The following is a 5,340-nucleotide window of genomic DNA, read 5'->3' as shown; positions in this document are numbered from 1 at the left end:
AGCGCACCCGACGACCACGAGCGCTTCGATCTGCTCAAGCGCGCCTACATCGAGGCGCGCTACTCGAAGGAGTATCGGATCAGCGACGGGCAGCTCGGCGTGCTGCGCGGGCAGGTGCTCGACCTGGCCGGCCGGGTGCTGGCGGCCAGCCGGGAGCTGCTGGAGGGGGTCTTCGGCGCCGAGGCGGTGGGGACGCTGCCGGCGGTGCCGGCCTACGGCGACGACGCGGCCCCGCCGCCGGCCCCGGCGTTGGATGACGCGGAGGCGGTGGAGCGCTGGGGCCGCTTGTTGGCGGAGGGGGCGTGGGAGCGCGGGGTGGCGCAGGGCAGGGAGGAAGGGCGGGAGGAAGGCAGAGAGGAAGGCAGAGAGGAAGGCAGAGAGGAAGGCCGCGAGGAGGAGCGTCGGCAGATCGCCCGAACCCTGTTGGCCAAGGGGCTCCCGGCGGAGGAGGTGGCCGGGATCGTTGCGCTTTCGGTGGAGGCGGTGGCGGCGTTGGCGGGTGTCGACGACGCGAGGTGAAAGGTCAAAGGTCAAAGGACCCTCGTTCTGCATCCTCCGATCGTTGGTATCGTGTGGGCTGGGGGGGGGGGGAGAGGCACGGCCTCTTCCCTTTAGCCTTTCACCTTTTACCTTTTACCTTTTCCCCAAACACCTCTTCGAGCGTCTCCGCTTCGAGGATGCGTTCTCCCCACCGTTCCAGCGCTTCCGTCGGGGCCTCCTCCAGACGCCGAGCGGCCCACTCCGGGAGGGGGCCGAAACGCAGCGAGAGTAGCCGTTTCAACAGGGTGGTTTCTCCCTCCTTGCGGCCTTTGGCCAACCCTTCTGCCAGCCCTTCCGCTTTTCCCTCCTGTCGCCAGGAGAGGGTCCAGTCGTCGGTATCTTCTGCGAGCATGCTCTCCACCTCGGGTAGGTCATCCGGATTCGATAATTCTATAGCACCCCGCGAACGGCTCACCAGGAGTACCCGGGCGATCCAGATGGCGAAGGCGCGGCGCAGACGGGTCTGCTCCGGGGCGGCAAGCCAGTCGCGCAGGGCGTGGGTCACCCGTAGCACGTCGGCGGGGGAGCGGCTGTTCTCCAGCCGGAAGAGGGCGGCGGCGAGGTTCTTCAGCGGGGCCAGCTCCTCCTCGGTGTAGCGGCGCTCCTCCAGCACCAAGTGGCGGAAGGTCGGGCGGTAGGCTTCCAGTCCGCCGGGCACCGGTTCGATCAGTTCGCCGACCTCCAATGGTGCGTTCCAGCGGGGGCGGCCGTTGTAGAGCACCAGTGGGAGGACCGGCGGCAGGCGATCACCGGGTTTCAGCCGGTCCTGTTTAATCAGGTCCTGGTAGAGCAGCCCGAGATAGGTGAGCAGGCGCGCCGCCATGAAGGGGTCTACCGTCGATTGGAACTCCAGCAGCAGATAGACGTAGACCCACCGCCCCTTCAGCCGGACCCGCCAGACCATGTCGTCGATCCGCGCGCGCAGGTCGTCGCTGACGTAGCTTCCTGCCACCCGTTCGAGGGTGGTGAAATCCACCTCCTGCACCCAGGGCTCATGGACGAACCCCTCCAGCAGGTCGCGCACCAGCTCCGGATGGCTGAAGAGGTGCTTGTAGCCGGTGTCGTGGGTGGTCATCGGAATTCCCGATTTGTATCCTCTTAAAATATACGTTTTGTGCTGCATTCCAATCAATTGGGAGAATTCTGGTATACCGGTGATCCCACGTCGGCTTCCACGGGTTCGGTGGGAGGCTGCGCCCTGTTTCAGGAAACTTCGATGAACCTTCGCGATCTCTTCTTCTCCCCTCCCTGCTATCTCCTGTTGCAGCGCAAGCGGCTGGTGTTGCGCGACACCGGTTCGGGGCGGCGGATCGACGAGGTGCCGCTGGTGGCGATCAGCCGGGATGGACGCAAGCGCATCCTGGGCGTGGGAAGGGCGGCGGAGCAGGAGGCATTGCGTAGCGGGGAGGACTTCGATCTGGTCAACGGTTTCGACCATCCGCGCACCATCATCCGTGACTTCAACGTGGCGGAGAAGACCTTGCAGCACTTCATTCATCGGGTTTACCGCGCAGGATCGCTGCTGCGCCCGTCGCCGTCGATGATCATCCAGGTGAGCGAACCGTTCGAGGGCGGGTTGACCGAGGTGGAGTTGCGGGCGCTGTGCGAACTCGCGGCGGGCGCCGGGGCGCGGGAGGTGGCGGTGTGGGATGGGCCGGAGTTGAGCGATGAGGCGATACGTCGCGGACGCTATCCGGGGGATCACTGGTTGACCAAGCCTCCCGGCGCGGTGCGCCGGTGAGGTGGGTGGGCCGTAGGTCGTCGCTACCGCGGCGACGGAAACGGAAGCAGCGGGGGTAGGGTGGCTTCACCCTTTTCGAAGGGTTTATCCCGTTCGGCTCGGGTGCTGCGGGGCCTATGGGGGAGCGTCTCGACGGGGTAGAATCTCCTCTTTTCGGCAGGTCCGCAGTGGAAGCGGGCCTTGATGCATGGACCTCTTCTGCACAGGGTGCTGTTCGGCGCCACTCGTGACGGAGGTTTCGTCGAGGACCCGTTTCCGTATGTTGGGTGACCGCAAGAAGTTCGTGCTGATCCTCTCCGTCCTGCTGTTGGGCGGATTCCTCGCCACCAGCCTGATCGGCTATCGGGTGGCCTACGACTCGGTGAGCGAGCAGATCGCGGAGAACGCCCTGCCGTTGACCAGCGACAACATCTATTCGGAGATCCAGCAGGATCTGCTGCGGCCGATCTTCATCTCCTCGCTGATGGCCCACGACACCTTCCTGCGTGACTGGGCGCTGGCCGGGGAGAAGGACCCCGAGCCGCTGATCCGCTACCTGAAGGAGATCCAGGCCCGCTACGGCACCGTCACCGCCTTCTTCATCTCCGAGCACACCCGCAACTACTACCACCCCAACGGCATCCTCAAGCAGATCTTCGAGGGGGACCCGGAGGACGCCTGGTATTTCCGCGCCCGCGCCCTGCCGCCGGGGGAGGAGTACGAGGTGAACGTGGATACCGATACCGCCGACCGCACCACCACCACGGTGTTCGTCAACTACCGGGTCTACGACTACCACGGCCGGTTCATCGGCGTCGCTGGCGTCGGGCTGGCGGTGGCCATGGTGAAGCGGCTGGTGGAGCATTATCAGCAGCGCTTCGGCCGCCGCGTCTACTTCATCGACCGCCAGGGGGAGGTGACCCTCCACGGTCCCGACTTCGACGGTCCCACCTCGATCCGCCAACGCCCCGGCATGGAGGCTATCGCCACCCGCGTCCTCGCCGCCCCCGGCGGTTCGTTCACCTTCCTGCGCAATGGGCGGACGGTCTACCTCAACAGTCGGCTGGTGCCGGAGTTCAAGTGGTACCTGATGGTGGAGCAGGAGGAGGACCCGGCCCAGCGGCGCCTGCTGCAGACGCTGGTCGGCAATCTGCTGCTCAGCGTGGCGGTCACCGCGGTGGTGCTCGCGCTGGCCTACTTCACCCTCGGCGGCTACCAGCGGCGACTGGAGGAGATGGCCGCCACCGACAAGCTCACCGGCGTCACCAACCGCCAGGTCTTCGAGGTGCTCTACGAGAAGGCACTGAAGGCCGGCCGGCGCAAGGCGCAACCGCTGTCGCTGCTGATGTTCGACATCGACCACTTCAAGGGGGTCAACGACACCTACGGCCACCTGGTGGGGGATCGGGTGATCCAGCGGGTGGCCCACATCGTCCGCGGCATGATCCGCGACTCCGACACCATCTGCCGCTGGGGCGGCGAGGAGTTCCTGCTGCTGCTCCCCGACTGCGCCCTCGACCAGGCGCAGGAGCTGGCCGAGCGGATCCGCGCGACGCTGGAGGAGCGCGAGATCGCCGTCGGCGGCGACCGGGTGACGGTGACCGTCAGCCTCGGTGTTGCCGAGCGCGTCGGCGACGAACTCGCCGAGGAGTTCCTCCATCGCACCGATCAGGCCCTCTACGAGGCGAAGCGGCGCGGACGCAATCGGGCGGTGATGGGGTAGTCGTCTCCCCGAAGGGCTAGGCAGGATGCGGCCAGAGCCGCACGCTCATCCAGGTGCGCAGCGGGCGTGCCGGTGACGCTTCGGCGGGAGGGGTGTTGCGGCGGCGGATCTCGCGGCCGCTGCCGTCGTGGAGGCTGATCAGCTCGAATTCGCTGCATTCGCGGGTGGCCTGCTCGAAGCGGGCCTCCGCCTCCTCCTGTTCACACTTGCCGACGTAGATGACACGCATCCCCCTGGACTCCGCGTGCAGGAAGCAGTGGATGAAATAGCGCTGCATCTCCGATCCCCTCCCCGTTTGAGCATGGTTTGGCCGGGCGCCTTTGCGGGCCCGTTGTCGAGGTATAGAGGAGCTCCGCTTTTATTTCAAGTCATTTGGTAGATATTGACCGTAACTTAATGTTTTTAGAAATTTATTGTAATGAATTTCTTTCTCCGGTTGGCCGTCGGGGGCGGTGCCGGGACCGTTCGTCGGGAGGGGGAGTGGGGGGCGGGGCGGTGTTTCGCCGAAACCGTGGTGCTTCACCTGTGGGAGCGACCCTTGGGCAGCGAGCGGTGTGGAGTGAGGCGCCTCGTTCCGGCAGGAGGCAGGTGCGGACGCGGCGCCATCGCGGCCCGGGGCCGCTCCTACAGTGGATAGTTGGTCGCCGATACGGGGGCGCTTCGTCTTCCGCCTTGACGGATGGGAATTTGTTTTCTAATTTCTGTAAAAACAGAAATAAGGGAAATCCAATGCAGCTGACCCCGGTCACCGAGAAGTTCGTCCTCCACTGGGGGGAGATGGGCTCCCGCTGGGGGGTGAACCGCACCGTGGCGCAGATCCACGCCCTGCTCTATCTCTCCCCGGAGCCGCTCAACGCCGAGGAGATCACCCACACCCTGGGGGTGGCGCGCTCCAACGTCAGCAACAGCCTCAAGGAGTTGCAGGGGTGGGGGCTGGTGAAGACGGTGCATGTGCTGGGCGATCGGCGCGACCACTTCGAGTCGCTGAAGGACCCGTGGGACCTCTTCCTCACCATCGTCGAGGAGCGCAAGCGCCGCGAGATCGATCCGACCCTGACGGTGCTGCGCCAATGTGTGATGGAGGGGGGCGGCAAGCGGGGCGCGGAGCGCGAGGTGCAGGAGCGGATCGAGGCGGTGCTCGGCTTCGTGGAGGGGCTCACCGGCTGGTATGAGCAGATGAAGCGACTGCCGCGGCCGGTGCTGATGAAACTGATGAAAATGGGTGGCAAGGTGGCGAAGCTGATGGAGCGCTAGCGCTGCCCTTTACCCACAAATCGGTCATCAGCGCCCCCCAGAAGTGCCAGGACAAGACGCGGTGCGCAGCCGGCGGCTCCGGGCCTCCTGCCCTCCCGCCGCA

General features: G+C 65.7%; 6 protein-coding genes. 4 read left to right on the top strand and 2 right to left on the bottom strand.

The window, feature by feature from the left end:
* The coding region (locus ACYQ2W_RS25075) for a hypothetical protein (protein WP_459873573.1) at positions 1-519 on the top strand (519 nt) is incomplete at its 5' end.
* A gap of 100 nt (positions 520-619) precedes the next feature.
* On the opposite strand, the gene ACYQ2W_RS25070 is transcribed toward ACYQ2W_RS25075, so the two are convergent.
* Positions 620-1,615 (bottom strand): Rpn family recombination-promoting nuclease/putative transposase, encoded by a 996-nt coding sequence (locus ACYQ2W_RS25070; protein WP_459873571.1) that lies wholly within the window; start codon positions 1,613-1,615, stop codon positions 620-622.
* 141 nt (positions 1,616-1,756) lie between these two features.
* On the opposite strand from ACYQ2W_RS25070, the gene ACYQ2W_RS25065 reads away from it, so the two are divergent.
* Both ACYQ2W_RS25065 and ACYQ2W_RS25060 read left to right on the top strand, forming a co-directional pair.
* Positions 1,757-2,281, top strand: a complete 525-nt coding sequence (locus tag ACYQ2W_RS25065) for a rod shape-determining protein (RefSeq protein WP_459873569.1) — start codon at positions 1,757-1,759, stop codon at positions 2,279-2,281.
* A gap of 259 nt (positions 2,282-2,540) precedes the next feature.
* Positions 2,541-3,983, top strand: coding sequence for a sensor domain-containing diguanylate cyclase (locus ACYQ2W_RS25060; protein WP_459873567.1), 1,443 nt, complete (start codon positions 2,541-2,543; stop codon positions 3,981-3,983).
* 16 nt (positions 3,984-3,999) lie between these two features.
* Here ACYQ2W_RS25060 and ACYQ2W_RS25055 read toward each other — a convergent pair whose 3' ends face one another.
* Entirely contained in the window at positions 4,000-4,260 is a 261-nt protein-coding gene (locus ACYQ2W_RS25055) for a hypothetical protein (protein ID WP_459873565.1), read from the bottom strand.
* 452 nt (positions 4,261-4,712) lie between these two features.
* On the opposite strand from ACYQ2W_RS25055, the gene ACYQ2W_RS25050 reads away from it, so the two are divergent.
* Positions 4,713-5,237, top strand: a complete 525-nt coding sequence (locus ACYQ2W_RS25050; protein ID WP_459873561.1) for a GbsR/MarR family transcriptional regulator — start codon at positions 4,713-4,715, stop codon at positions 5,235-5,237.
* Positions 5,238-5,340: the final 103 nt, after the last annotated feature.

It is taken from the genome of Endothiovibrio diazotrophicus (genome assembly GCF_054657215.1).
This window is presented reverse-complemented; position numbering and strand designations above follow the sequence as displayed.